17 protein-coding genes are annotated in these 23081 nt (G+C 74.9%); 10 read left to right on the plus strand and 7 right to left on the minus strand.

All coding sequences use genetic code 11. From position 1 onward, the window contains the following. Window positions 1-138 precede the first annotated feature (138 nt). Window positions 139-1548 (plus strand): sensor histidine kinase, encoded by a 1410-nt coding sequence (locus tag ADEH_RS00125; RefSeq protein WP_011419082.1) that lies wholly within the window; start codon window positions 139-141, stop codon window positions 1546-1548. On the opposite strand, the gene ADEH_RS00130 is transcribed toward ADEH_RS00125, so the two are convergent. Next, window positions 1533-1922: a VOC family protein gene (locus ADEH_RS00130; protein ID WP_011419083.1), complete on the minus strand. Its 390-nt coding sequence runs from the start codon at window positions 1920-1922 to the stop codon at window positions 1533-1535. The two genes, ADEH_RS00125 and ADEH_RS00130, sit on opposite strands and share 16 nt — an antisense overlap. Before the next feature lie 2 nt (window positions 1923-1924). Here ADEH_RS00130 and ADEH_RS00135 point away from each other — a divergent pair, with 2 nt between their 5' ends. Further along, window positions 1925-2863 carry a helix-turn-helix transcriptional regulator gene (locus ADEH_RS00135; RefSeq protein WP_232287393.1) on the plus strand — a complete coding sequence of 313 codons (939 nt, stop codon included), beginning with the start codon at window positions 1925-1927 and terminating at the stop codon, window positions 2861-2863. 57 nt (window positions 2864-2920) lie between these two features. Beyond that, entirely contained in the window at window positions 2921-4453 is a 1533-nt protein-coding gene (gene proS / locus ADEH_RS00140) for a proline--tRNA ligase (protein WP_011419085.1), read from the plus strand. Here the strand turns inward: proS and ADEH_RS00145 are convergent. After that, window positions 4404-4940: a hypothetical protein gene (locus ADEH_RS00145; RefSeq protein WP_011419086.1), complete on the minus strand. Its 537-nt coding sequence runs from the start codon at window positions 4938-4940 to the stop codon at window positions 4404-4406. The genes proS and ADEH_RS00145 overlap by 50 nt on opposite strands. Window positions 4941-5136: 196 nt before the next feature. Between ADEH_RS00145 and ADEH_RS00150 the strand changes: the two genes are divergently transcribed. Next, a complete protein-coding gene (locus ADEH_RS00150; RefSeq protein ID WP_011419087.1) occupies window positions 5137-6216 on the plus strand; it encodes a ScyD/ScyE family protein in 1080 nt (359 codons plus the stop codon). Between the two features lie 33 nt (window positions 6217-6249). On the opposite strand, the gene ADEH_RS00155 is transcribed toward ADEH_RS00150, so the two are convergent. Then, a complete protein-coding gene (locus ADEH_RS00155; RefSeq protein ID WP_011419088.1) occupies window positions 6250-7239 on the minus strand; it encodes an NAD-dependent epimerase/dehydratase family protein in 990 nt (329 codons plus the stop codon). A gap of 79 nt (window positions 7240-7318) precedes the next feature. Between ADEH_RS00155 and ADEH_RS00160 the strand changes: the two genes are divergently transcribed. After that, the gene (locus ADEH_RS00160) at window positions 7319-8260 is read left to right on the plus strand and encodes a LysR family transcriptional regulator (RefSeq protein WP_011419089.1); all 942 of its coding nucleotides are present in this window, start codon (window positions 7319-7321) and stop codon (window positions 8258-8260) included. 171 nt (window positions 8261-8431) lie between these two features. Continuing rightward, a complete protein-coding gene (locus tag ADEH_RS00165; protein WP_011419090.1) occupies window positions 8432-10660 on the plus strand; it encodes a cytochrome c3 family protein in 2229 nt (742 codons plus the stop codon). Window positions 10661-10730: 70 nt separating this feature from the next. On the opposite strand, the gene ADEH_RS00170 is transcribed toward ADEH_RS00165, so the two are convergent. Continuing rightward, entirely contained in the window at window positions 10731-12686 is a 1956-nt protein-coding gene (locus ADEH_RS00170) for a methyl-accepting chemotaxis protein (RefSeq protein ID WP_011419091.1), read from the minus strand. 269 nt (window positions 12687-12955) lie between these two features. Here ADEH_RS00170 and ADEH_RS00175 point away from each other — a divergent pair, with 269 nt between their 5' ends. Continuing rightward, entirely contained in the window at window positions 12956-13978 is a 1023-nt protein-coding gene (locus tag ADEH_RS00175) for an SDR family NAD(P)-dependent oxidoreductase (protein ID WP_011419092.1), read from the plus strand. An 81-nt stretch (window positions 13979-14059) separates the two neighbouring features. Here the strand turns inward: ADEH_RS00175 and ADEH_RS00180 are convergent, their stop codons facing one another. Continuing rightward, complete coding sequence (locus ADEH_RS00180) at window positions 14060-15283, minus strand: OmpP1/FadL family transporter (protein ID WP_011419093.1); 1224 nt, start codon at window positions 15281-15283, stop codon at window positions 14060-14062. Window positions 15284-15296: 13 nt separating this feature from the next. Next, complete coding sequence (locus tag ADEH_RS00185) at window positions 15297-18245, minus strand: hypothetical protein (RefSeq protein WP_011419094.1); 2949 nt, start codon at window positions 18243-18245, stop codon at window positions 15297-15299. A 278-nt stretch (window positions 18246-18523) separates the two neighbouring features. Here ADEH_RS00185 and ADEH_RS00190 point away from each other — a divergent pair, with 278 nt between their 5' ends. The 3 genes from ADEH_RS00190 to ADEH_RS00195 are packed head-to-tail and all read left to right on the plus strand — an operon-like array spanning window position 18524 to window position 21622. Beyond that, window positions 18524-20155 carry a sodium:solute symporter family protein gene (locus ADEH_RS00190; RefSeq protein WP_011419095.1) on the plus strand — a complete coding sequence of 544 codons (1632 nt, stop codon included), beginning with the start codon at window positions 18524-18526 and terminating at the stop codon, window positions 20153-20155. Further along, window positions 20139-20300, plus strand: coding sequence for a symporter small accessory protein (locus tag ADEH_RS23230; RefSeq protein WP_198133804.1), 162 nt, complete (start codon window positions 20139-20141; stop codon window positions 20298-20300). The genes ADEH_RS00190 and ADEH_RS23230 overlap by 17 nt, the downstream gene beginning before the upstream one ends. 44 nt (window positions 20301-20344) lie before the next feature. Beyond that, on the plus strand, window positions 20345-21622 hold the full coding sequence (locus ADEH_RS00195; protein WP_011419096.1) for a hypothetical protein: 1278 nt from the start codon (window positions 20345-20347) through the stop codon (window positions 21620-21622). 131 nt (window positions 21623-21753) lie between these two features. Here the strand turns inward: ADEH_RS00195 and ADEH_RS00200 are convergent, their stop codons facing one another. Further along, window positions 21754-23079, minus strand: a complete 1326-nt coding sequence (locus ADEH_RS00200; RefSeq protein ID WP_011419097.1) for a phenylacetate--CoA ligase family protein — start codon at window positions 23077-23079, stop codon at window positions 21754-21756. Window positions 23080-23081 lie beyond the last annotated feature (2 nt).

A 23081-nucleotide genomic window follows, 5' to 3' on the forward strand; every position in this document is an offset into this window, starting at 1 on the left:
ACGGCCCCATCAGGCCCGGAAAAGGGACCGGCACCGCGGGCATATGCCGCGACACAGGCCCAGGCTCGCGCGGCCGCCCGCCTTCTCCCCGGAAAGTCGCGCGCCAACGAGCACGGACCTCGCTCACGAGGGCAAGACATGGCGAGTCCGGGTCCAGACCTTCGGTCGAGGCGGTTCCTGTTCGGCGGGTACGTGGTGGTGGTGGCGAGCTTCCTCGCGGCGTCGCTCTACACCGCCGAGCACGTCCGGGAGATCGACGTCGCCTCCGACGAGATCGCGCGCGACGCCATGCCGACGATCCGGTGCCTCGCGGAGGCGCGCCACGAGCTCGGCCAGTTCGAGATCGAGGCCGCGGCGTTCGTCAGGGCGCCGGTCCCCGCGCCCTCGCGCGCCGCGGCGGAGGCGGCGCTCCGCGCGGTGGGCGAGCAGGTGGGCATCTACCTCGCGCTGCCGCTCTTCCCCGGCGAGCGGCCGTTCTGGGAGGACGTGCAGCGCGGGGCGTCACGGCTCATGGGCGCCGCCAACCGGATGCTCGGGGAGGCCGACGGGGGCGACGCGCGGCTCGCCGGCGACACCTACCTCCGGGAGGTGGTGCCGGCGGCGAAGCGGCTGCACGAGGTCCTGTCACGCGACCTCGACTTCAACGCCCGGAACGGCGGCCAGCTGGCGGAGCACATCAAGTCGGTGCGCGCGCGGGGCCTGTGGCTCAGCCTCTCGCTCGGCGTCCTCTGCGCGTCGATCGCGCTGCTGGCGGGCCTGATCGTCGCCGGGCAGCTCCGCCGCCACGACGCGCTGGTGATCGCGCACGAGCGCATGATGGAGGAGCGCGCCGGCGAGCTGGAGGCGTTCGCGGGGCGGGTCGCGCACGACATCATGAACCCGATCGCGAGCGCGCAGATGGCGATCGAGCTCGAGCTCCGCGACCAGGAGGCGGAGGGGGCGCCCGCGGGTGAGCGCCTCGAGCGCGCCCGGCGGAGCCTCCGGCGCATCCAGACCCTCGTGGCGGGGCTGCTCGGGTTCGCCCGCGCCGGGGCCCGGCCCGAGACGGGCGCGACCGCGGAGCTGGCCGAGGTGGTCCAGGACGTGCTGTCCGGTGCGGAGGCGCGTGCGACCGACGCCGGGATGACGCTCGTCGCCGAGGTCGCACCGGCCACGGTCGCGTGCGCGAAGGGCGTGCTCATCAGCCTGGTCGCGAACCTGGTGGAGAACGCCGTGAAGTACGCGCGACGCGGTGGGCGCGTCGTCGTTCGGACGAGGGCGAACGACGACGCCGTCCGCGTCGAGGTCGAGGACGACGGTCCGGGGCTCCCGCCAGACCTGGGAGACCGCGTCTTCGAGCCGTACGTCCGCGGAGGCGCGAGGGACGTGCCGGGGCTGGGGCTCGGGCTCGCCACGGTGAAGCGCCTCGCCGAAGCGCACGGCGGGCGCGTCGGCGTCCGCTCGGAGCCGGGCCGGGGAGCCACGTTCTGGTTCGAGCTCCCGCGCGCATCCGCCGGCGAGGCGCCAGGCGGCGCCGACCGGACGCCGGCCGCTCACAGGTCCGCGTAGATCTCGAGGACGTTCCCGTCGGGATCGCGGAAGAACAGGGTGCGGTGGCCCCAGGGCTGATCGGTCGGCGGCGAGACGATGGGCACCTCCAGGCGGCGCAGCTCCTCGGCGCAGGCGTCCACCACGGAGGGTGCCACGCGGAAGGCGAGCTGCACCGACAGCGCGCCCTCGGGCGTCGGCGGGTCGTCGAACAGGCCGCCGCGCTCCGTGAGCACGAGCAGGTTGGAGCCGACGCGGAACTCGACCCAGCCGGGCCCGAGCTCGCGCGCGATGGGGAAGCCCATCACCGCCGAGTAGAATCGGCGCATGTGCTCGGGGTTGCGGGCGAACAGGATGGTGTAGTCGAGCTGGCGGATGGTCTGGAGCGCGGTCATCGGTGCACCTCGGGGACGGCGTGGTGGAGGCAGGGATGGTGATGCCGGTGAGCATCGCGAAGAAGGTGCCCGCGGATGCGGGTGGTGGCGCTACCACCCTCGCGGCCCGCGCGCTCGGCGACTTCCTGCGTCGCATGCGGTCGCGCCCGGCGCTGGCGGTCGCGGGCGCCGTCCGCCGGCGCGTGACGGGTCTCCGCCGCGAGGAGGTCGCGGTCGCGGCGGGCATCAGCATCACCTGGTACACGTGGCTCGAGCAGGGACGCCCGGTGCGCACCTCGCGGCGGACCGTGCGCGCCCTCGCCCGCGCGCTGCGGCTGGGCGAGGCAGAGGCGGCGCACCTCTCCCGCCTCGCCGAGGCGGTGGCGGCCGCAGCACCGCGCTGGCGGCGGACGGCGCAGGCCTCGCCGGCCCTGCGGGCGATGGTGGACGGCCTTGGGGATGCGCCCGCGTACGTGGTGAACGGCCGCTGGGACGTGCTTCACGCCAACGCGGCCGCCCGGGCCACGCTCGGGCCGTTCGACGGGAGCCCGGGCATCACCGACAACGTCCTGGTGCGCCTGTTCCTCGATCCGGGCTGGCGCGCGCGCTTCCTGGACTGGGAGGCGGTGGCGTCCTCCGCGGTGGCGCAGTTCCGGGCGGCCGGTGGGCGCCTGGTGGCGCACCCGGACTGGAACGCGTTCGTGGCGAACCTCGCCGCGCGCAGCCCGGAGTTCGGGCGGGCGTGGGAGGCGCAGGCCCTCGCCGACCCGCACCTCCGGCGGAAGCGCCTGGCGGCCCCGGGCGGCGAGCCGCTCGAGCTGCTCTACGCCTCCTTCGCGCCGGACGGCGAGCCGGAGGACGTCCGGGTGGTGCTCTACGTCCCGGCGGACGACGCGGCGCGCGCGGCGCTGGTGCGGGCGATGCGTCCGCCCGGCCCGGCCCCTCGCCGCGCCGCGCGGTAGGCGCCGCACGGGACGGCGGTTGGCCCCGACCGCGGTCCTGCGCTAGATCCTCCCGCCATGAGCGACGCCAGCGCCGAGACCGCGATCCGCCCGACCCGGGCCGAGAACTTCTCCGAGTGGTACCTCGAGGTGATCAAGGCCGCCGATCTGGCCGAGAGCTCGAGCGTCCGCGGCTGCATGGTGATCAAGCCGTGGGGGTACGCGCTCTGGGAGCACGTGCAGCGCGTGCTCGACGGCATGTTCAAGGCGACCGGCCACGTGAACGCCTACTTCCCGCTGTTCATCCCGCTCTCGCTGCTCGAGAAGGAGGCCGCGCACGTCGAGGGGTTCGCGAAGGAGTGCGCGGTGGTCACCCACCACCGGCTCGAGGCGCGCGACGGGAAGCTGGTGCCGGTGGGCGAGCTCGAGGAGCCGCTCATCGTGCGGCCGACCTCGGAGACCATCATCGGCGAGAGCTTCGCCCGCTGGGTGCAGAGCTACCGGGACCTGCCGCTGCTCATCAACCAGTGGGCCAACGTCGTCCGCTGGGAGATGCGGACCCGGATGTTCCTGCGGACCGCCGAGTTCCTCTGGCAGGAGGGCCACACCGCGCACGCGACCGAGCCGGAGGCGATCGACGAGACCATGCAGATGCTGGGGATCTACGCCCGCTTCGCCGAGGAGTGGATGGCGCTGCCGGTCGTGCAGGGCGAGAAGACCGAGAGCGAGCGGTTCCCGGGCGCGGTCCGCACCTACTGCATCGAGGCGATGATGCAGGACCGCAAGGCGCTGCAGGCCGGCACCTCGCACTTCCTCGGCCAGAACTTCGCGAAGGCCTCCGGGATCCAGTTCCAGGACGAGAAGGGCACGCTCACGCACGCCTGGACGACGTCCTGGGGTCTCTCGACCCGGATGATCGGCGCGATGATCATGACCCACGGCGACGACGACGGCATGGTCTGCCCGCCGCGCCTCGCGCCGCAGCAGGTGGTGATCATCCCGGTGATCCAGAAGCCCGAGGTCCGCGAGCAGGTGCTCGCGTGGTGCACCGCGCTGAAGCGCGAGCTGGAGGCGCAGACGTACGCGGGCGCGCCGGTGCGCGTCCACCTCGACGCGCGCGACCTCCAGGGCGCGAAGAAGTCCTGGGAGTGGATCAAGAAGGGCACGCCGGTCCGCCTCGAGGTCGGCCCGAGGGACATCGAGAAGGGCGCGGTGTTCATGGGCCGGCGGGACCGGAAGCCGAGGGAGAAGCAGAGCGTCCCGCGGGCCGAGCTCGTCGCCGGCGTTGGCGCGCTGCTGCAGGAGATCCAGGACGCGCTGCTCGAGCGCGCGCGGACGATGCGCGCGGCGCACACGCGCGTCATCGACACCAAGGACGAGTTCTACGCGTACTTCACGCCCCCGCCGACCCGGCGCCCGAACGACCCGACGCCCATCCACGGCGGGTTCGCGCTGGCGCACTTCGCCGGGGACCCGGCGGTCGAGGCCCGCATCAAGGAGGACCTCGGCGTCACGGTGCGCTGCATCCCGCTCGAGCCGGGCGAGCCCGGCACCTGCGCGTTCACGGGGCAGCCGAGCCCGAAGCGGGTGGTGTGGGCGAAGTCGTACTGACGCCCTCGACGCGCGTCTTCCCGTCGCGGTCCACCTCGAGGCGGATGCGCGGGCTTGCTTGCGCGTCGTGCAGCACGATGCTCGCGACGCCCTGCTCCACGCCCATCGTGATCCGCTCCTTCCAGTCGTGGCGGAAGGTGATGCTCGGCTCGCCCTTCACGAGCCCGACGCACATCGCCTCGTAGGCGTCCTTGATGTCGAAGCAGAGGCCGCGGATGTCCACCGGCTCGAGCATGCCGAGCCCGGCGACCTCGTAGCCGTCCGAGTCCATGAACTGGATCCCGAACGCGTCCACCGCGCGGCGCTCGGCGCCCTTGGGCGGTGGCAGCGGCGCGCCGAGGCGCAGCCGCGGGCGGCCCTGCGCGTCCACGATGGTGAGCTCGCGAGCGGTGAGCGCCGCGGGCGGCGCCTCGGCGCGCCGGGCGCCGGCGCAGGCGGTGAGGAGGGCGGCGGCGACGACGGTGGCGGCTCGGGATGAGAGGTACAAGGCGGCTCCACGGTGGCTGGGGGCTGGAGGCGCATGATGACCCGGGGCCTCACGCTCCGTCTCTGTGCCGGACGGGGTCTGCACACGCCAGCCCGCGCGCCCGCTGCCCCGGCCCGCGTCCGTCCTCCGCGGCTGCCCGCAAGAGCCCGGCGGGGCGTCCGCGGCGCCGCAAACCACCCGGCCACGGAGGTCGTCCATGGAAAGAACGGGTCGGGGGTTCGTCGGCGCGGTGCTCCTCGCTTGCCTCGCGGTCGCGACGTCGGCGCGCGGCGCGGAGTCGTACACGGTGGTGGCCGGAGGGCTCGAGAGCCCGCGCGGCCTGGCGTTCGGGCCGGGCGGGCGGCTCTACGTGGCGCAGGCCGGCTCGGGCGGTACGACGGGCAAGATCAGCGAGATCCGCGGGGCGGGCACGGCCTCGCCCGCGATCCGCGACGTGGTGACGGGCCTCGTCTCCGCGGGGGACGAGGGGGAGTTCGTGGGGGTGGACGGGCTGTCGGCGCTCGGCAACGGCACGCTCTACGCGATCATGGCGCTCTCGAACGAGGCCACCGGCTTCGCCTCCGCGCTCGGGCATCTCCTGCAGGTGAACCCCGCAGGCAGGGTCCGCAGCGTCGCGGACGTCGGCGACTTCGACTTCGACTGGACGGCCGAGCACGTGGAGCTCGCCCCGGACGACTTCCCGGACGCGAACCCCTACGCCGTGCTGGCCGCCGGTGGGCGCGTCTACGTCGCCGACGCGGGCGCGAACACGCTCGACCTGGTCCGCCCGGACGGCTCGATCCAGGTCCTCGCGTACTTCCCGAACCCGCTCGCGCCGGACGGGACGCCGGTGAAGGACGCGACGCCGACGTGCATCGCCGAGGGACCCGACGGCGCGCTCTACGTCGGGACGCTCGCGCTGGCGGCGAGCCTTCGGTTCGGGCCGTCGGCCGCGGTGTACCGGGTCGATCCGGGCGCGGCGCTCCCGGGCGACCTCGAGGTGACCCTGAACCTCGCGACGCCATGGGCCACGGGTCTCCCGCCGATCAACGGCTGCGCCTTCGGCCCGGACGGCAGCTTCTACGCCTCGCTCCTCGCCACCGGCCCGGACCTCGCGAACCCGCACAGCGACGTCGTGAAGATCCCGTTCGACGACCCGACCGCGCGCGAGCTGCTCACCGGCGGGGAGCTGATGTTCCCCGCCGGCGTGGCGGTCGGGCCGGACGGCGCGGTGTACGTGTCCAACCACGCCGCGTTCGTCCCGGACGGCCAGGTGGTGCGGCTGGCGCGGCGGTGATCGCAGCGTCCCCGCGCGCCGCGCGTGGCCGCGTCAGGCGGCCTTCGGCGACCGCGCGGGGGCTTCGCCCTCGACGATGGCCCGCGCCGTCGCCGTCACCGCCTCGGCGGCCGGCGTGGGCCCCACGCCGAACGCGGCGCGGAAGCGGCGGTCGTCGGGCACGTACGGCACCTTCCACTGGTAGGTCATCTCGGCGACGGCGCCGAGGGTCGGATCGAGGAGGCCGCCCACGCGCAGCAGCCAGTCCGGGACCGCGCGGAGCCGGGCAGGCCTGCCGAGCGCGGCCCCGATCGCCTCCACCAGGCCGCGGGTGCTGCCGGTCCAGGCGACCGGCAGGTGCCACGCCCTCCCCAGCGCGGCGTCGTGCGTGCCGAGCACGGCGAGGCCGCGCGCCACGTCGGCGACGTACGAGTATGCGTGGGGCAGGTCGGGGTCGCCGAACGCCTCGAACGGCTTCCCGGCGCGGAGCCGGGCTGCGAGCCGGTCGCCGAGCAACGCGGCCGCGCCGGCGCCTGGGCCGAAGAAGTCGGAGGCGCGGCCGGTGGTCGCGCGCAGGTCCCCGCGGGCGTGGGCCTCGAGCAGCTCGAGCGCCAGGAGCGCGCGCAGCTCGCCCTTGTGGCTGCAAGGGGCGAGCGGCGCGTCCTCGTCGAAGGGCGAGGTGGCCGGCCGGCCGTACATGTACAGGCAGTCCAGCGCGACGAGGCGCGCGCCGGCGCGGGCCGCGGCCTCGCGGATCCCACGCCGGAGCGGGGCGAGCAGCTCGTCCCAGCGGTGGTAGTCGGGCGGGTTGGTGCAGTCGTAGACCACGTCGGCGCCGCGGCAGGCCTCGCCCGCGAACAGCGGGTCGGTGGCGTCGCCGCTCAGCCAGCGGAGGCCGGGGAGCGCCGGGCCGGGCGGGCCGCGGCGGGCCAGGCGGACGGAGTGGCCGAGCGCGAGCAGCTCCCGCGCGAGGCGGCGGCCGACCTGGCCGGCGCCGAACACGACGTGGAGCTCCGGGGGAAGGGATGGATCGGGACGGGGCATGCGGGGTCCTCTCGAGCGGGAACCTACGAACCGCGAAAACGCGGTGCACGCGGCGAGTGTGCCGGGTACCCTTGCGATCATGCAAAGCCCTCCGCCCGCGCCCCCGCCCGCCGGCGCGCTCGACTGGGATCACGCGCGCGTCCTCCGCGCGCTCCTCGAGGCGCGCTCGCTCTCCGGCGCGGGCGCGCGCCTGGGCGTGAACGCGTCCACCGTCTCCCGCCGCCTCGCCGCGCTCGAGGCCGCGCTCGGCGCGCGCCTCTTCGATCGGACCCCGGACGGCGTGCTCCCCACCGCGCTGGCCGAGTCGCTCGCGCCGCACGCGGAGGCGATGGAGCGCGCCGCGAACGCGCTCGCGCTGGCGGCGCAGGGGCGCGAGCTCGCGGCCGAGGGCGAGGTGCGGCTCACCGCGGCGCCGGGGGTGGCCGAGTACCTGCTCGCCCCGGCGTTGCCGCGCCTGCTCGCGGCGCACCCCGGCGTGCGCCTGACGATCGACGCCACCATCGGCTACGCCGACCTGACCCGGCGCGAGGCGGACCTGGCCGTCCGCGGGGTGCTCCCGGCGTCCGGCGACCTCCTCGCCCGGAAGCTCGGCACCGCCACCGGCGGCGTGTTCGGCGCGCCGCGCCAGGCCCGCGCGCTCGGCACGCTCCGCAGCCTCGACGCCGCGCGGTGGATCACCTGGGGCGAGGACCTCGCCCACCTCGAGCTCACCCGCTGCATCCTCGACCACGTGCCCCCGGAGCGGATCGCGCTCCGCACCAGCCACATGGGCACGCAGATGGCCGCGGCGCGCGCCGGGGTCGGGCTGGTGCTCGCCGACCGCAACATGGCGCTCGCCTGCGGCCTCGCCGAGGTCCGGCTCTCGCCGGCGGTCCGGCGGCAGCTGCCGTCCCCGCGCGCCGGCGACCTGTGGCTGGTGGTCCACCGGGCGCTCCGCGAGGTGCCGCGGATCGCCGCCGTGTGGGACTTCGTGCTCGACCAGGCGCGGCGGCTGGGGCTGACGCCGGGCAATCCCGCCTGACCGGCGTCGGCCGCGGCAGCTCGCCGCATGCACACCGAGGGTCATCCCGGGACTCAGGAGGTGGTGCGGCAAACGAGCGCATGTCCGTCTGCTCGCCGGTCTTCTAGCGTGGGTGATCACAGCCGCGGGGTTGGGGGAAACCCCCGGCTGACCTACCCAGGGGGAATACCCATGCGCCAGCCGGTGCACCGCCACTCGCGCGGCGGCCTCCACGCGCCTCGCGGGAACGCCTCGTCTCGCCTCCATCCGATCACCGCGACCGCCGTCGCGCTCGCCGCCCTCCTGGTCTCCGGCTGCGGGCCGGAGGAGGCGCCGGCGTCTTCGGCCCAGGCCGGCGACCCGGCACCGCGCAAGATCGTCGAGCCCGCGCCGGCGCCGCTGCCGCCGCGGTTCACCACCCAGGCGCTCCCGGTGGCGGGCGAGGTGTGCGTCGGCTCGGCGGCGCACGACAAGCATGCGGCGTCCGGCATCGGCTGCGCCGCGTGCCACCCGTGCGGCGGCGCGCTCGGGTTCGCGAACCCGGTCACGTTCCCGGGCGGCACCACCAGCGCGAACGGCACGATCGTGAGCGACGCCTCGGGGACCACCTGCTCCGTCGGCTGCCACGCGCCGCTCGGCGCCGAGCCGCATGGGGTGACCTGGACCGCCGGCCCGCTGCAGTGCGTGACCTGCCACACGGACGTCGGCGCGATCGATCCGGCGACCGCGCTCTCCGCGCACCCGCTGCCGGACGCCAGCTCGGGGACGAGCTGCCAGTCCTGCCACGACACCTCCCAGCACCTGAGCGGCGAGGTCCGCATGGTGGACGGCGGCGGCGGCAGCGCGGCCGTCACCTGCACCGGCTGCCACTCCGGCCAGGGTCAGACGCTCTCCGGCGAGACGCCGCCGTTGCTGGTCGGCTGGGACGACCTCGCATCCGGCGACTTCCACGGCGACCGGCCCGGCACCTGCCGGTTCGACGTCCTCGACGCCGCCGGCCAGCGCTCCCTCGGCCGCGGCGCGTATCCCTGTCCGCCGAACCAGCCCGACCAGCCCGGCGCGCTGCGGATCACGCCGCGCTGGTGGTACGCGAACGGCACCTCGGGCGCGTTCGCCTGGATCTGCACGCTGCAGCCGGTGGACGCGGCCGGGAACCCGGTCGGCGCGCCGCGCACCGGGCAGCCCTGCCCGGAGGGCACGATCCAGAACTCCACCTGCAGCAGCAACCCCGCAGCCCCGAGCTGCTACCCGACCACCCTCGTGACGCGCGGCTTCGGCGGGACGCTGCTCGCGCCGTACGCGCGCGGCCAGGGCGCCATCGCCTGCGCGCGCTGCCACGACTTCCACGCCAGCAACAACGCCTTCCTGCTCGCCGCCGAGGTGAACGGCGTCACCATCCCGCCGGGCAGCATCGACCGCGCCGGCGTGGGCGCGCAGGCGCTGTGCACCGCCTGCCATCAGGGTGACCGTCACGAGGTGTGCAAGGCCTGCCACCGCGAGCGGTGGGTCACCGACGGCTCGTACTCGTGGTTCGAGGGCGCGCCGGCGGACCCGGCCCCGGACGGCGCCGCGTGCTTCTTCTGCCACGGGCACGAGGGCATCCAGCAGATGGAGGTCACCTCGCCGGCGTACCCGCCGAACCACCCCTACTCGAGCGGCCAGCCCCAGAGCGCCTGCACGCACTGCCACGACGGGTGGGCGCCGCCGCCCACGGAGTACGTGGCGCCGCGCTTCCAGGCGGGCCCCACCGCGACGAACCTGACGGCGACGACGGCCACCGTGACCTGGACCAGCAGCGAGAAGGCGACGTCGTACGTCGAGTACGGCGTGGGCACCGCCGGCCACGTGGTTGGCGACGACGCGTTCGTCGTCCAGCACTCGATCCAGCTCACCGGCCTGACGCCCGGGACCACCTACGTCTGGCGCGTCCGCACGAGCGACGTGTTCCGGAACGTGACGCATACGGCCCTGCAGTCGTTCACCACGCCGGCCGAGGGCGCGCTGCCGAGCCCGGACCTGGGCGCGGTCGAGGCCAGCTTCGAGGTGGGCACGTACGAGGCGACCGTGCCGCTGGTCTGGTTCCCGGTGACCGCACCGGCGGGCGCGGTGCTCCAGTACGAGGTCCAGCTCGCCTCCGACGCCGCGTTCACGTACCTGCAGAACGGCTCGCTCACGGGTCCGGGCGTGCCGGGAAGCTCGGTGGGCAGCACCGGCTGGGTGAACGGGACGCCGACCACCTCGGGTGGGCGCCCCGCCCTCCAGGTGCCGGCGCGGCTGTTCAACATCCCGCAGGACTGGTGCGGGCCGTACGCGCCGCGGATGTACTACTGGCGCGTGCGCGTCCGCGACCAGGCGGGCCACGAGTCGGGCTGGTCCACGCCGGGCAGCTTCGGCGCGTTCGCCTGGGACATGTGGTGCTGAGGTCCCCTTCGCCCCGGGGCGCCTCGCGCGCCCCGGGGCGCGCGCGCTGAGCCGCGCCTCCGCGCGTCGCTCAGGCCGCCCGGCCCGGCCCGGCGCCGAGGAGCGCCTGCGGCCTCGCGGCGGGGGTCGCCGCGCGCTCGGGCTCGCCGGTGCGGAACCAGGCTGCGGACCTGCGCAGGGCCTCGGCCTCCTCGGCGAGCCGGGCGGCGGTGGAGGCGAGCTCCTCGGACGACGACGCGCTCGCCTGGATGGCGGCGTCGAGCTGGCCGATGGCGCCGGTCACCTCGTGCGCGCCGGCGGAGATCTCCTCGGTCGCGCCGGCCATGCCGCGCACCAGCTCCGAGGTGCGCGCGATGTCCGGGACCACGGCGTCGAGCGCCTCCCCGGCGAGGCGCGCGGCCTGCACGGTGGAGGCGCCGAGCGCGCCGATCTCGGCGGCGGCGGCCCGGCTCCGCTCGGCGAGCCGCCGGATCTCGGTCGCGACCACCGCGAACCCGCGTCCGTGCACGCCGCTGCGCGCGGCCTCGATGGCGGCGTTCAGCGCGAGCAGGTTGGTCTGGTGCGCGATCTCCTCGATCACCGCCGTGCGCCCGGCGATCTCCTGCACCGCCTCGACGGCGCGGCGCACCGCCTTGCCGCCCGCCGCCGCGGACGCGGCCGAGCGGGCCGCCAGCGACTCGGTCTCGGCCGCCCCGCCGGCCACGTCGCGCACCCGCGCGGCGAGCTCGGTGGTGGCGCCGCTGGCGGTCTCGGCCCCGGCCGCCTGCTCCGAGGCGCCCTCGGCGATCTGCGCGGTGGACGCGGACAGGGCCTGGCAGGCCTCGGCGACGGCGTCGGAGGCGGAGCGCAGCGTGCCGACGACGGCGCGGAGCGCCCGCACCATCTCGTTCAGCGCCTCGCCGAGCGCGCCCACCTCGTCCCGCGCGCGCACCTCGAGCTCGCTCGCGAGGTCGCCGCCCGCCACCCGCTCGGCGAAGCGCGCGGTGCGCGCCAGCGGCTCGAGCACCAGGCGCCGCACCAGCCAGAGCGCCAGGCCCGCCAGCACGGCCACCAGCGCGGCGCCGCCCACCGACAGCAGGAGCCCGAGGCGCCGCCCGTCGTGCTTCAGCTCCTCCTCCGGCACCGCCCCGCAGACCAGCCATTCCCACGGCTCGAACACCTGGCAGGTCGCGAGCTCGGCGCGCGCCGCGCCCTTCGCGTCGGCGCCCGCGATGCGCAGCCCCTCGGCGGCGCCGCCCCGGGCGGCGAGCGCGGGCGCGAGCCCGTCCGGCGCGGCCTCGCCGGCGCGGGTGGGGTGCACGATCATCCGGTTTCGCCCGGCGCCGCCGGAGGCGTCCACCACGAGGAAGTAGCCCTGGTCGCCGGTGCGCACCGCGCGGATCCGCTCGCGCAGCGCGGCGAGCCCCTCGGTGAAGTCCACGCCCACGAACAGCGCGCCGATGACCTTCCCGTCCTGGAGGATGGGCTCGTAGCGCGTGAAGAAGTCGCGGCCGAACAGCACCGCCTTGCCGGTGTAGGGCTCGCCCTCGAGCAGGTGCCGGTGCGCCGGGTGGTCGGCGCCGAGGAACGTGCCCACCGCCCGCCGGCCGTCGTCGCGCTGCACCGAGGTGGTGATGCGCACGAAGTCGCCCCCGGCGCGCGCGAAGACCGTCGCGACCGCGCCGCTCGTGGCGGTGAAGCGATCGACCGTGGGGTAGTCGAGATCCACCATCCGTTCACCGGCGGCGAGGCCGGGGAGCGCCACGCCCTCGACGTACGCGGCGCGCGACGGGTCCGAGCGGATGCCCTCCGGGTAGGAGGCGCGGAAGACCCGGAGCAGGTCGGCGGTCGCCCTGGCCAGGCTGGCGTCGTAGACCCCGACCATGTCGCGCACCAGCGCCACGCGGCCGCGCAGCGCGTCGGCGGTCTGCTGCTCGACGGTGCGCGCCGTGAAGGCCGCCGAGACCGCGGTGAAGCCGCCGAGGACGAGGGCGAACGCGAGGCCGATGCTGACGACGAGCTTGGTGGCGAGGGAGGCGGAGCGCATGCAGGGTGGACCTCGCCGGGCGGTCGCTGGCCCGGTCCCAGGGGGGTGAAACGACGGGTACTGCGGCCACCCGGGGTCCGCCGGACCTCGGGCTGGCGACCCGCCGCCCGGCCGGATCCCGGCGGCGGGCGGGCCGCTGCGCCCAGGGGCGGCTGGCCTGCGGAGCTGGCCGCGGCACCGGCTGCAAGCGACGGACCCCGCGCCGCCGAACGCCCGGCCGCGCAGCGCCGTGCGGCGGACGTGCGCAACGTTCGGCGGGAGGAGCGCCCATGCGCCGTTCGACCGCACTGTCGCTGACCGCCGCGCTCGCCGCCGGCGCCTGGCTCGCCGCGCGCCGGCTGCGCCGCCGCCGTCCCCTCGCGGGCGGGGTGGCGCTCGTCACGGGCGGCTCGCGCGGCCTGGGGCTGGTGCTGGCCCGCGAGCTGGGCCGCCGCGGCATGCGGATCGTCCTCTGCGCGCGCGACGAGGAGGAGCTGGAGCGCGCGCGCGGCGGCCTCGCGCAGGAGGGGATCGACGCGACCGCGCTGCCCGGCGACGTGACCGACGAGGACGGGATGCGCACGCTCGTCGCCGACGTGGAGGAGAACCTCGGCCCGGTGGACCTGCTCGTGAACAGCGCCGGGATCATCCAGGTCGGTCCGGCCGAGGCCATGGCGGTGGAGGACTACCGGCACGCCATGGACGTGCTGTTCTTCGGTCCCCTGCACGCCGCCGAGGCGGTGCTGCCGGGCATGCGGGCGCGCCGCCGCGGGACGATCGTGAACGTCACCTCGATCGGCGCCGCGGTGGGGATCCCGCACCTCGCCCCGTACGACGCGGCCAAGTTCGCGGCGCGCGGCTGGTCGGAGGCGCTCGGGGCCGAGGCCGCCAAGCACGGCATCGACGTCATCACGGTGGTGCCCGGGCTGATGCGCACCGGCTCCTTCGGCCGCGCGCTGGTGAAGGGGCGCCGCTACGCGGAGGCGAGCCTGTTCTCGCTGCTCGCCTCGCTCCCGCTCGTCACCGTCTCGGCGGAGCGGGCGGCGCGGCGCATCGTGCGCGCGATCGAGCACGGCGAGCGCTTCGTGATCATCGGGCTGCCGGCGCGCCTGCTCCGGCTCGCCCACTCGATCATGCCCGGCGCCATCGTGGCGATCCTGGGCTTCGTGAACCGGTTCCTGCCCACCGCCGCCCCCGGGGCGCGCCACGGGATCGCGCTCCCGGCCGAGCTGTTCCGCCGCGGGCTGGCGCGCTCGATCCTGACCGCGCTCGGCGAGCGGGCCGCCCGCAGGTACAACGAGGAGCCCGCCTGAGGCCGCGCCGGGTCGCCTGACGCGAGAAGGCCCCCCCGCCGCGAGGCGAGGGGGCCTTCGAGTCCGCGGGCCGGCCGGCGACTACCGGCCGCCGAGGTCGGTGCGCCAGGTGAAGCCGAGCGCCACGATCCAGATGTCCGTCTTGTAGCTGCCCGGGAACGCGGTGGTCCCCGTGGCCGTCTGCTTGTCGCGGTCGCCGTAGAAGAACGCGCCGTTCAGGCCCAGGTTCGAGCCCACGTTCCAGCCGGCGCCGACCGAATAGCCCGTCGTGTTCGAGTCGGGCAGCGTCGGCGAGAGCGTGTTCGTGCGCAGGCCCGACCAGTCGCGCATCAGGCCCGCGCGGAGCCGCAGGCTGGGGAGCGCGGTCCACTCGACGCCGCCGCGGATCACGTTGCCGTTGCGGTAGTCGCGCGGCACCTCGATGGTGGTGGTCTCGCCCTCGAAGACGTCGCTCTGGTACACGACGAACCGCGACCAGGAGTACTGCAGGGTCACCAGCACCGGCTTCACCACCCGCCACGCCAGGCCCGTGTCGATGCGGTTCGGGAAGGTGAGGTCCTGCTCCACCTTCTGGTCCTGCGTGGTCGGGCCGACCAGCGAGGGCGGCACCTGGAAGTGCGCGTCGCCCTTCATGTGCATGGTCCCCTTGTGCTTGTAGTCGAACCCGAGCGTGAGGTTCTCGAGCGGCTTCACCTCCGCGGAGAGCTGGTAGGCGAAGCCGCCGCCCTTGGTGTCGAGCTCGGCGTAGGCGTCGGGGAACGGCTGGATGCCCTGCTTCAGGTACTGGATGCCCTCGTAGTAGATGGCGCCGCCGCCGACGCGCAGCCACGGCATCAGCTCGTAGCCGCCGTTCAGGTAGAAGCCGAGCATGCGGCGCTCGACCGTGATGATGCGGCCGCGCCCCTCCCACTGGTCGTCCCACTTCATCTGGCCGCCGCCGGGCGTGGCGACGCCGAAGCCGAAGCCGAGGCCGCGCCCGGCCAGCTTCGTGCCGTAGGCGGCGTACAGCGCCACCGGCGGCGTGGGCGCGAACTTGGTGGTCTCCTTGCCCGGGTAGGCGTCGGTGCCGGTCCACTTGGTGCGGATGCTCAGCATCGAGCCGGCGAGCGACAGGTTGAGCCCGGAGAGCTTGGAGAGCGCGGCCGGGTTCTGGAACGTGGCCGCCGCGTCCTCCTGGGCGGCCACGCCCGAGGACGAGAGCGCGAGGTCGCGCGGGTTGATGTTGATGACCTCGAACCCGCTGGCCAGCGCGACGGCCGGGGCGGCGAGGACGGCGAGGAAGGCGATCCGGAAGGTCTTCCGCATGGTCGTCACCTCGTTACGGCAGGGTCACCGGCGAAACCGGCGCGGACAGGTCGAAGAGGAACTGCGCGGCGTCGTCGCGCACCTGCCCGCCGATCGAGTTCGGGAGCAGCGTGTCGTTCAGCACGCCGTGCGGGACGCAGTTGTTCGGGGCGGAGGCCGAGACGTAGAGGGTGCTCGGCGCGCTGGCGAGCGCCAGCAGCTCGTCGCCGTAGGGCAGCGGGACGCCCCCCACCACCGTGGTCGCGTTCGGCACCACCGGGTCGCACTTCGCGAGCTGGCCGAGCACGTCGGTGGTGGCGTGGACGAGGCCGGTGCCGCCCAGGCCCGCCGGAGGCGCGGCGAGCAGCGGGCTCGCCAGCTTGGTGCGGACGTGCGCGGCGTAGTTGAGCGGCTCGGCCGGATCGAGGATCCACTTCGCCAGGATGAGCGTCTGCAGGTAGCGCGACGCGACCGCCGGGTTGGTGGGGATCTGCGACCGGTCGATGCCGAGCGAGAGGAACAGCTCGTTCACCGAGGTCGCGAAGGCGGGCGCGTTCGTGAACACGTCCACGAGCGTGCCGCCCGGCACGTTCAGCACGCCGCGGGCGAAGCGCGGGTTGGTGGCGAGCAGCTCGGTCCCGATGATGCCGCCGAGCGAGATGCCCTCGTAGTGGACCTCGGTCGGGTTCACCGCGAAGCCGCGCTGGAACAGCGCCGCCGCCAGCGGATCCTGCGCCGGCTGCGGGAACGGCGTCGGCGGCCGCGCCACGGCCAGCACCAGGGCGGCCTGGTCGATGTGGTCCTGGCGGATGGCGTCGCGGATGCGGAAGAAGTTGCCCGAGATGAAGTAGTTCCCGGATGCGACGGTGGAGAGGTTCGTGCCGCGCAGGTGGCCGGTGGTGCAGGTGCCCGGCGGGATCGCGTCGCCCTGGCCGGCCTTGGCCTGGTCCGGCGTGCACACGCCGTCGGCGGTGCCGTCGGTGGTGCACTCGCTGTTCTCCATGCAGTACGCGCGGTCGCCGTGGTACGGCGCGTCGATCGCGGCGACGAGGAAGCCCCTCGCCGCGAGCGAGTTCGCCACCGTGAGCATCTGGAGGCGGCCGCCGGAGAGGCCGTGGTGGAAGACCACCAGCGGCCGCACGCAGGGGGTCGCGGTGGTGCAGGCCGCGTCGGACGGGTAGGCCACCACCGCCGGGATCGCCTTCGGCGCCCACTGGGTGGTGTCGGGGTTGAGCGCGCCCGTGGCCGGGTCGATGGCGTCGATGGTCGGCACCATGGCGGTGAGGAACCCGCCCACGTTCGGGAACAGCGCCGCCTGGGCGGCCGCGTCGAAGCCCAGGGTGGCGAGGTCGAGCGGGGCGACGCCCTGGCCGACGAACGCGGTGGGGGTCCGGTACGGCAGCGCCGAGAGGCCCACCGAGACGTCGGTGACGGTCTGCGTCTGGACCGTGTACGCCATCACCACGTTGTCCCGGGTGACGGCGCCGCCGGTGAGCGCGCCGAGGTTGGCGAGGAGCGGCTCGAGCCCGGCCCGCAGGTTGGCGAGCGCGGTCGCGTCGGCGTTGGACACGCCGGAGAGCTGCGAGACGCCGTCCACCGCGGGCGGGTTGGTGAACGTGAAGAGGATGTTGGCGAGCGTGGAGCGCTTGAGCGCGTTCCCGGCGAGGTCCTTCACGCCGTCGGTGATGACCACCGCGTAGTTCCGCTTCTCCTTGAGCGGCGGGGTGGGGACGATGCCGACGCCCGGCACCGGCACGGCCACGCCGGGCTGGAGGCCGATGGCGGTGGTGACGGCCACGTCGGCGCCGCCCACCTGCACGGTGCGGTTCAGCGCCGGCGGCTGGGTGAGGTACTCGGCCGTGGCGGGGGCGCCGGCGCCGAGCGCGGCGGCCACGTCGCGCATGCGGCGCGGGGCGCCCGCGCCCTCGGGCAGCTCGAACAGGAGCACCGTCTGCGCGTTCACGCTGGAGGCGGCGACCGGCGCGCTGAGCGGCGCGAGCATCATGCCGGTCGTGGAGAAGCCGTCCAGCGTGGCGAGGCCGGCGGCGGCCGGGCCGAACGCGGGGACGTTGCGGACGTAGAAGCGGGTGGGCGGGTCGTTGGCGGGCCGGGTGCCGTCGAGCAGGAACGTCGAGGGCAGCGGGATCTGCCCGGAGCCGGAGTCGGTGAGCGGCTGGGCCGCGGCCGGCGCGATGCCGAAGGTGGCGATGGCCGCGACCTCGGAGGGCGCGAACGTCGGCGCCACGGCGGCGAACGCCGGGGTCACGCTCGTGTCCACGGAGGCGGTCCAGCGGCCCCCGACGTCGCTCCACGTGAGCGGGCTCCACAGCGTCTTGCGCACGGCCTCGAGCTGGGCCACCAGCGCCGGGGTCAGCCCGGGCGGCTGGTTCTCGTGCACGGTGAGGTCCTTGTTCTGCGCCGCGATCGCGATCGCCTGGTCGGCGTTCACCGGCAGCGCGCCCTGGGCGGCGGTGGTCTTCACGCCGGACGGGCCGCCGCGCACCGCGACGACGTAGCGGCCGGGCGCGAAGCGGCGGCTGCCGCTCGCGTCCGCCTTCTTGCGGAGCACGAGGCGCCCCGCGGTGGCGCTGCCCACCTCGAACTCGACCGCCTGAGGGGCCCCGTCCACCTTGAGGAGCGCCACCGTGGACGGCGTGACCGTGGCGGGGTCGAGGTCCGGCGGGGTCGTCTCGACGTAGGCGCTGCCGTTCCAGTTCACGGCCCGGAACGGGACGGTGATGGCGACCTCCTGATCGCTCGGGAACCCGCCCGCGTCGATGAAGGACTGGAGCAGCTCCTTCTGCGCGCTGTCGGGGAGCGTGGGCACGGCCTGCAGGACCAGGTCGTTGGGCGTCGGGATGTTCGGCGACGCGAAGGTGGCGATCACGAGCTGCGGGGCGGGCTTCTCCTGCTTCACGTCGGTGCAGGCGAGCAGCGACACGAAGACGAGGGCCAGCGGGGGACCGTAGCGGCGAAGCGGCATCTGCGGCCTCCTCGGGTGCGCGAGGAACGGGGTTTCGGTGAAAATTGGGGAACCAATCCTGTTTCTCCTTCGCTGACTGAGAAGTCAAGAATTGGCGGGACACGTCCAATTCGTGACGCAATCGGCCAAATCGGGATGACGCAATGCGTCCGCGCCGTGCGTCCCGGTCGGTGCCACGGCCCCCCTTTCGGAAGCGAGTTGGAGTCCCGCGCGGGGCCAGCTACCATGGCGGGCTCGGTCGCCCTGTACCCGCCGCACCTGACCAGAGGGGGTCACGCGTGAACCTGGAGCTGCTCACGCTCGCCGTCGGCGCGTACGCCGCCGTGCTCGCCTTCCTGGGCTGGCTCGGGTACCGCCGCACGCGGAGCGCCGCCGATTACCTGGTGGGCGGGCGCGAGATCCACCCGGTGCTGATGGCGCTCGCCTACGGCTCCACCTTCATCTCCACCTCGGCCATCGTGGGCTTCGCCGGCGTCGCCGCGCTCATGGGCATGGGCCTGCTCTGGCTCACCATGCTCAACATCCTGCTGGGCGTGTTCGTCGCGTTCGTGGTGTTCGGCCGCCCGACGCGGCGGCTGGGCGCCGCGCTCGACGCGCACACGTTCCCGGAGCTGCTCGGGCGCCGCTACCGCTCCCGCTTCATCCAGGGCTTCGCCGGCGGGACCATCGCGCTGCTCATGCCGCTCTACGCCGCCGCGGTGCTCATCGGCGGGGCGCGCTTCCTCGAGGTGCAGCTCCGGCTCGACTACCACATGGCGCTGTTCGTGTTCGCGGCCATCACCGTCGGCTACGTGCTGTTCGGCGGGCTGAAGGGCGTCGTCTACACCGACGCGTTCCAGGCGGTGCTGATGGTGTGCGGCATGCTGGTGCTGCTCGTCGCCACCTACGCGCAGGTGGGCGGGCTCTCCGCGCACCAGGCGCTCACCGATCTCGCCGACCAGGTCCCGCCGGCGCTGCGCGCGCAGGGGCACCGCGGCTGGACCGCCATGCCCGCGGCCGGCTCGCCGCTGTGGTGGCAGATGGTGTCCACCATCGTCCTCGGCGTGGGCATCGGCGTCCTCGCGCAGCCGCAGCTCACGGTCCGCTTCATGACGGTGAAGAGCGGGCGCGAGCTGCACCGCGCGCTCGTGCCCGGCGGGCTGTTCCTGCTGCTCATGGCCGGCGTGGCGTACGTGGTCGGCTCGCTCACCAACCTCTGGTACTTCCAGCGCACCGGGAAGATCGCGCTCGCGATCATGACCGACCCGGCCACCGGCAAGCCGAACGTGGACCGGCTCATGCCGCTCTACACGCAGGCGGCCATGCCGGAGTGGTTCGCCTACCTGTTCATGCTGGCGCTGCTCGCCGCGGCGATGTCCACGCTCTCGGCGCAGTTCCACGCCATCGGCACCGCCATCGGCCGCGACCTCTACGAGCAGGCGTTCCGGCTGGGCGGCGGGGCCGAGCGGACGGTGCTGCTGGCGCGCGCCGGGATCCTGGCGGGCTTCGCCGGCACGGTGCTGCTCGCCTGGAACCTCGGGCCGGGCGTCATCGCCATCGCCACCGCGCTCTTCTTCGGCATGTGCGCCGCGACGTTCCTGCCGGCGTTCGTCTCGGCGCTGTTCTGGGCCCGCTCCACCCGCGCCGGCGTGATCGCCGGGATGCTGGCCGGCTTCGGCGCCTGGGCGCTGTGGGTGCTGTTCGTGCACGAGCGGGAGTCGGCCGCGCTCGGCGTGGTGAAGGCGCTCACCGGCCGGACCAGCCTCGGCGCCGGGACCACCTGGGCGCTCGTCGATCCCATCGTGGTGGCGCTGCCGATCGCGGCGCTGGTGACGGTGGTGGGCTCGCTCGCCGGCCGCGCCGCGCCCGGCGCGGAGACGGGCGGCCCGGCCCGGACGCGGGAAGGAGGGCTCGATGCTGGGCTTCGGTGATCTCGGCGTCACGGCGGCGTTCGTGCTCACGCTCGCGAGCGCGGCGCTGTGCGTGGTGTACGGCCTCCTCCACTGGAACGACGACGACGCCCCGCTGCCCCCGCCGGTCCACCCGCGCGGCGAGGCCGAGCTCGACGACCTCTGATCCGATCCGCCCGCACCGCCCGACCCCGTCCCACGGAGCCCTCGATGCGCCGAATCCACCTCGCCCTCGCCGTGCTCGCGACCCTGGCCGCGCTGCCGCCCGCCCGCGCCCAGCCCGCGCCCGCCGCTCCGCCCGCGCCGCAGGCGCCGGCCCCCGCCGCCCCGGCGCCCGCGCCGGCCGCGAAGCCGCCCGGCGTCACGGTGGACCTCTCCGGCTGGCTGATCGCGAACGCCTACTGGAGCGACGGCGGCCTGAACGCGAGCGACCTGCCGCAGTGGGCGACGACCGCGCACTCCACCGCGGGCATGACCGTGCGGCAGAGCCGGGTGCGCGCCGCGCTGGGGCTGCCGGTGGACGGGCTGCTCGGGGGCGCGGTGCTGAAGGGCCTCGTCGAGGCCGACTTCATGGGCACCTACGTGAACTCCGACGCGTCGATGCCGCAGGTCCGGCTGCGCCACGCGTACCTCACCGCCGCCTGCGCGCGCGGGAACCTGACCCTGCTCGTCGGCCAGACCTGGTCGCTGTTCGGCGGCCCCTGGTTCGCGGCCAGCCTCGGGCACGTGGCGCTGCCCCGCTTCGCCGGCGCGGGCTACCTGTACCGGCGCGCGCCGCAGGTCCGGCTCACCGCCGAGGCGGGCCGCGGCCGCGACGTCGGGGTGACCGCGGCGGTGGCGGCGCTCGCCTCGAGCGGCGACAAGGCGACCTCGCAGAACCAGCTCGTGGGCGAGCGCGCCGGGGTGCCGGACGCGGAGGGCCGGCTGGCGCTGGTGCTCCGCCGCGCCGGGAAGGCGTGGCTCGAGGTCGGCGCCTCGGGTCGCTTCGGGCAGCAGCTCTGGAAGCTGGACGGGCTCTCGACGCCGCGCGAGGAGCGGCTCACCGGGTGGGGCGTCGCGGCCGACGGCCGGCTCGAGGTGCCGCACCTCGTCGTGCAGGGCGGGACGTTCATGGGCGAGGTGCTGGGCGGCTACGGCTCGGTGGCGCCGGTGGTGCGGCCGACCAAGGACGCGACGGACGCGACGAAGCTCGACGCGATCTCGCCGGTGCGGACCGGCGGCTTCTGGGCGCAGGCGGTGGTGACGCCGATCCCGGTGCTGCAGCTCCTCGGCGGCTACGGGATCGAGGAGCCGCGCACCTCCGACCTGCCCGCGGGCGCCGAGGCCACCACCATCGAGCGCAACCAGCAGGTCTCGGGCGGCGCCATCCTGGCGCTCACCTCGCGCTGGAAGGTCTCGCTCGAGGGCACGCTCTACACGACCGAGACGCTCGACGGCGCGCGCCGCGAGAGCACGCAGGTCGAGGTGGGCTCGCTGTACGCGTTCTGAGCGGCCCTGGATCCGCTCGTCCTGAGCCCGTCGAACCACGAGCGGATCCTCACCCTCGCTCACCCTGAGCGTAGGCGAGCCGAAGGCTCGCCGGAGTCGAAGGGTCGGGATGAGCGGCCGGAGTCGAGGGCCTACGCCGGCCCCACCTTCCGGTGATCGAGCACCCGCCGCGCCTTGCCGGCGGAGCGCTCGAGCGTGTTCGGCGCCACCAGCTCCACGATCATCCGGATGCCGGTGACCGCGTGGATCTCGCGATCGATGCGGTCGCGCAGGCCCACCATCTCGCGCATCTCGTCGCGGAAGTCCTCGGGCCGGACCTCCACCTTCACCACCGCCTCGTCGAGCGCGCCGGGGCGCGAGACCTCGATGAGGTAGTGCGGGGCGGTGCCCTCGACGCGGAGCAGCGCCTCCTCCACCTGCGACGGGAACACGTTCACGCCGCGGATGATGAGCATGTCGTCGGAGCGCCCGCGCACCCGGCTCATGCGGACGCCGGTGCGGCCGCACGGGCACGGGGAGCGGTCGAGCGCGGCGAGGTCGCGGGTGCGGTACCGCAGCACCGGCATGGCCTCCTTGGTGAGCGAGGTGAAGACGAGCTCGCCCACCTCGCCGTCCGGCACCGGCTCGAGCGTGACCGGGTCGAGGCACTCGACGATGAAGTGGTCCTCCTGCACGTGCATGCCGTCGCGCGCGGGGCACTCGCCGGCCACGCCCGGCCCGATCACCTCCGAGAGCCCGTAGTTGTTGAACGCCAGGATCCCGAGCGAGCGCTCGATCTCGCCGCGCATCTCCTCGGTCCAGGGCTCGCCGCCGAAGTGGCCGTACCGGAGCGGCAGGTCGCCCGGCTTCAGCCCCTCGGCCCGCGCCACCTCGCCCACGTGCAGCGCGTAGGACGGCGTGCTGATGAGCACGTCGGCGGAGAGGTCGCAGATGAGCCGCACCTGGCGCGGCGTGTTCCCGCCGCCGGACGGGACCACCGCGGCGCCCACCCGCTCGATGCCGTAGTGCAGCCCGAAGCCGCCGGTGAACAGGCCGTAGCCGAAGGCGACGTGGACGGTGTGCTCGGGCCGGAGGCCGCCCGCCACCAGGAAGCGCGCCACCAGGCCGGTCCAGGTGTCGAGGTCGCGGCGGGTGTAGGCGACGAAGGTGGGGCGGCCGGTGGTGCCCGACGAGCCGTGGATGCGCACCACCTGCTCGCGCGGCACCGCCAGCAGGCCGAGCGGGTAGCTCTGCCGGAGGTCGTCCTTCACCGTGAACGGCAGGCGCCGCACGTCGTCCGGGCCGCGCAGGTCCTCGTCGCGGACGCCGGCGCGCTCCAGCGCCTTGCGGTGGTGCGGCACCGCGCGGGCGCGGCGGACGGTCTCGGCGAGGCGGCGGCCCTGGAGCGCGGCGAGCGCGTCACGGTCGAGCGTCTCCTCCGGATCGAGGATCCGGTTCTCGAGCGCGAAGCGGGCCATCG

Source organism: Anaeromyxobacter dehalogenans 2CP-C, from assembly GCF_000013385.1.
Classification (GTDB): Bacteria; Myxococcota; Myxococcia; order Myxococcales; family Anaeromyxobacteraceae; genus Anaeromyxobacter; species Anaeromyxobacter dehalogenans_B.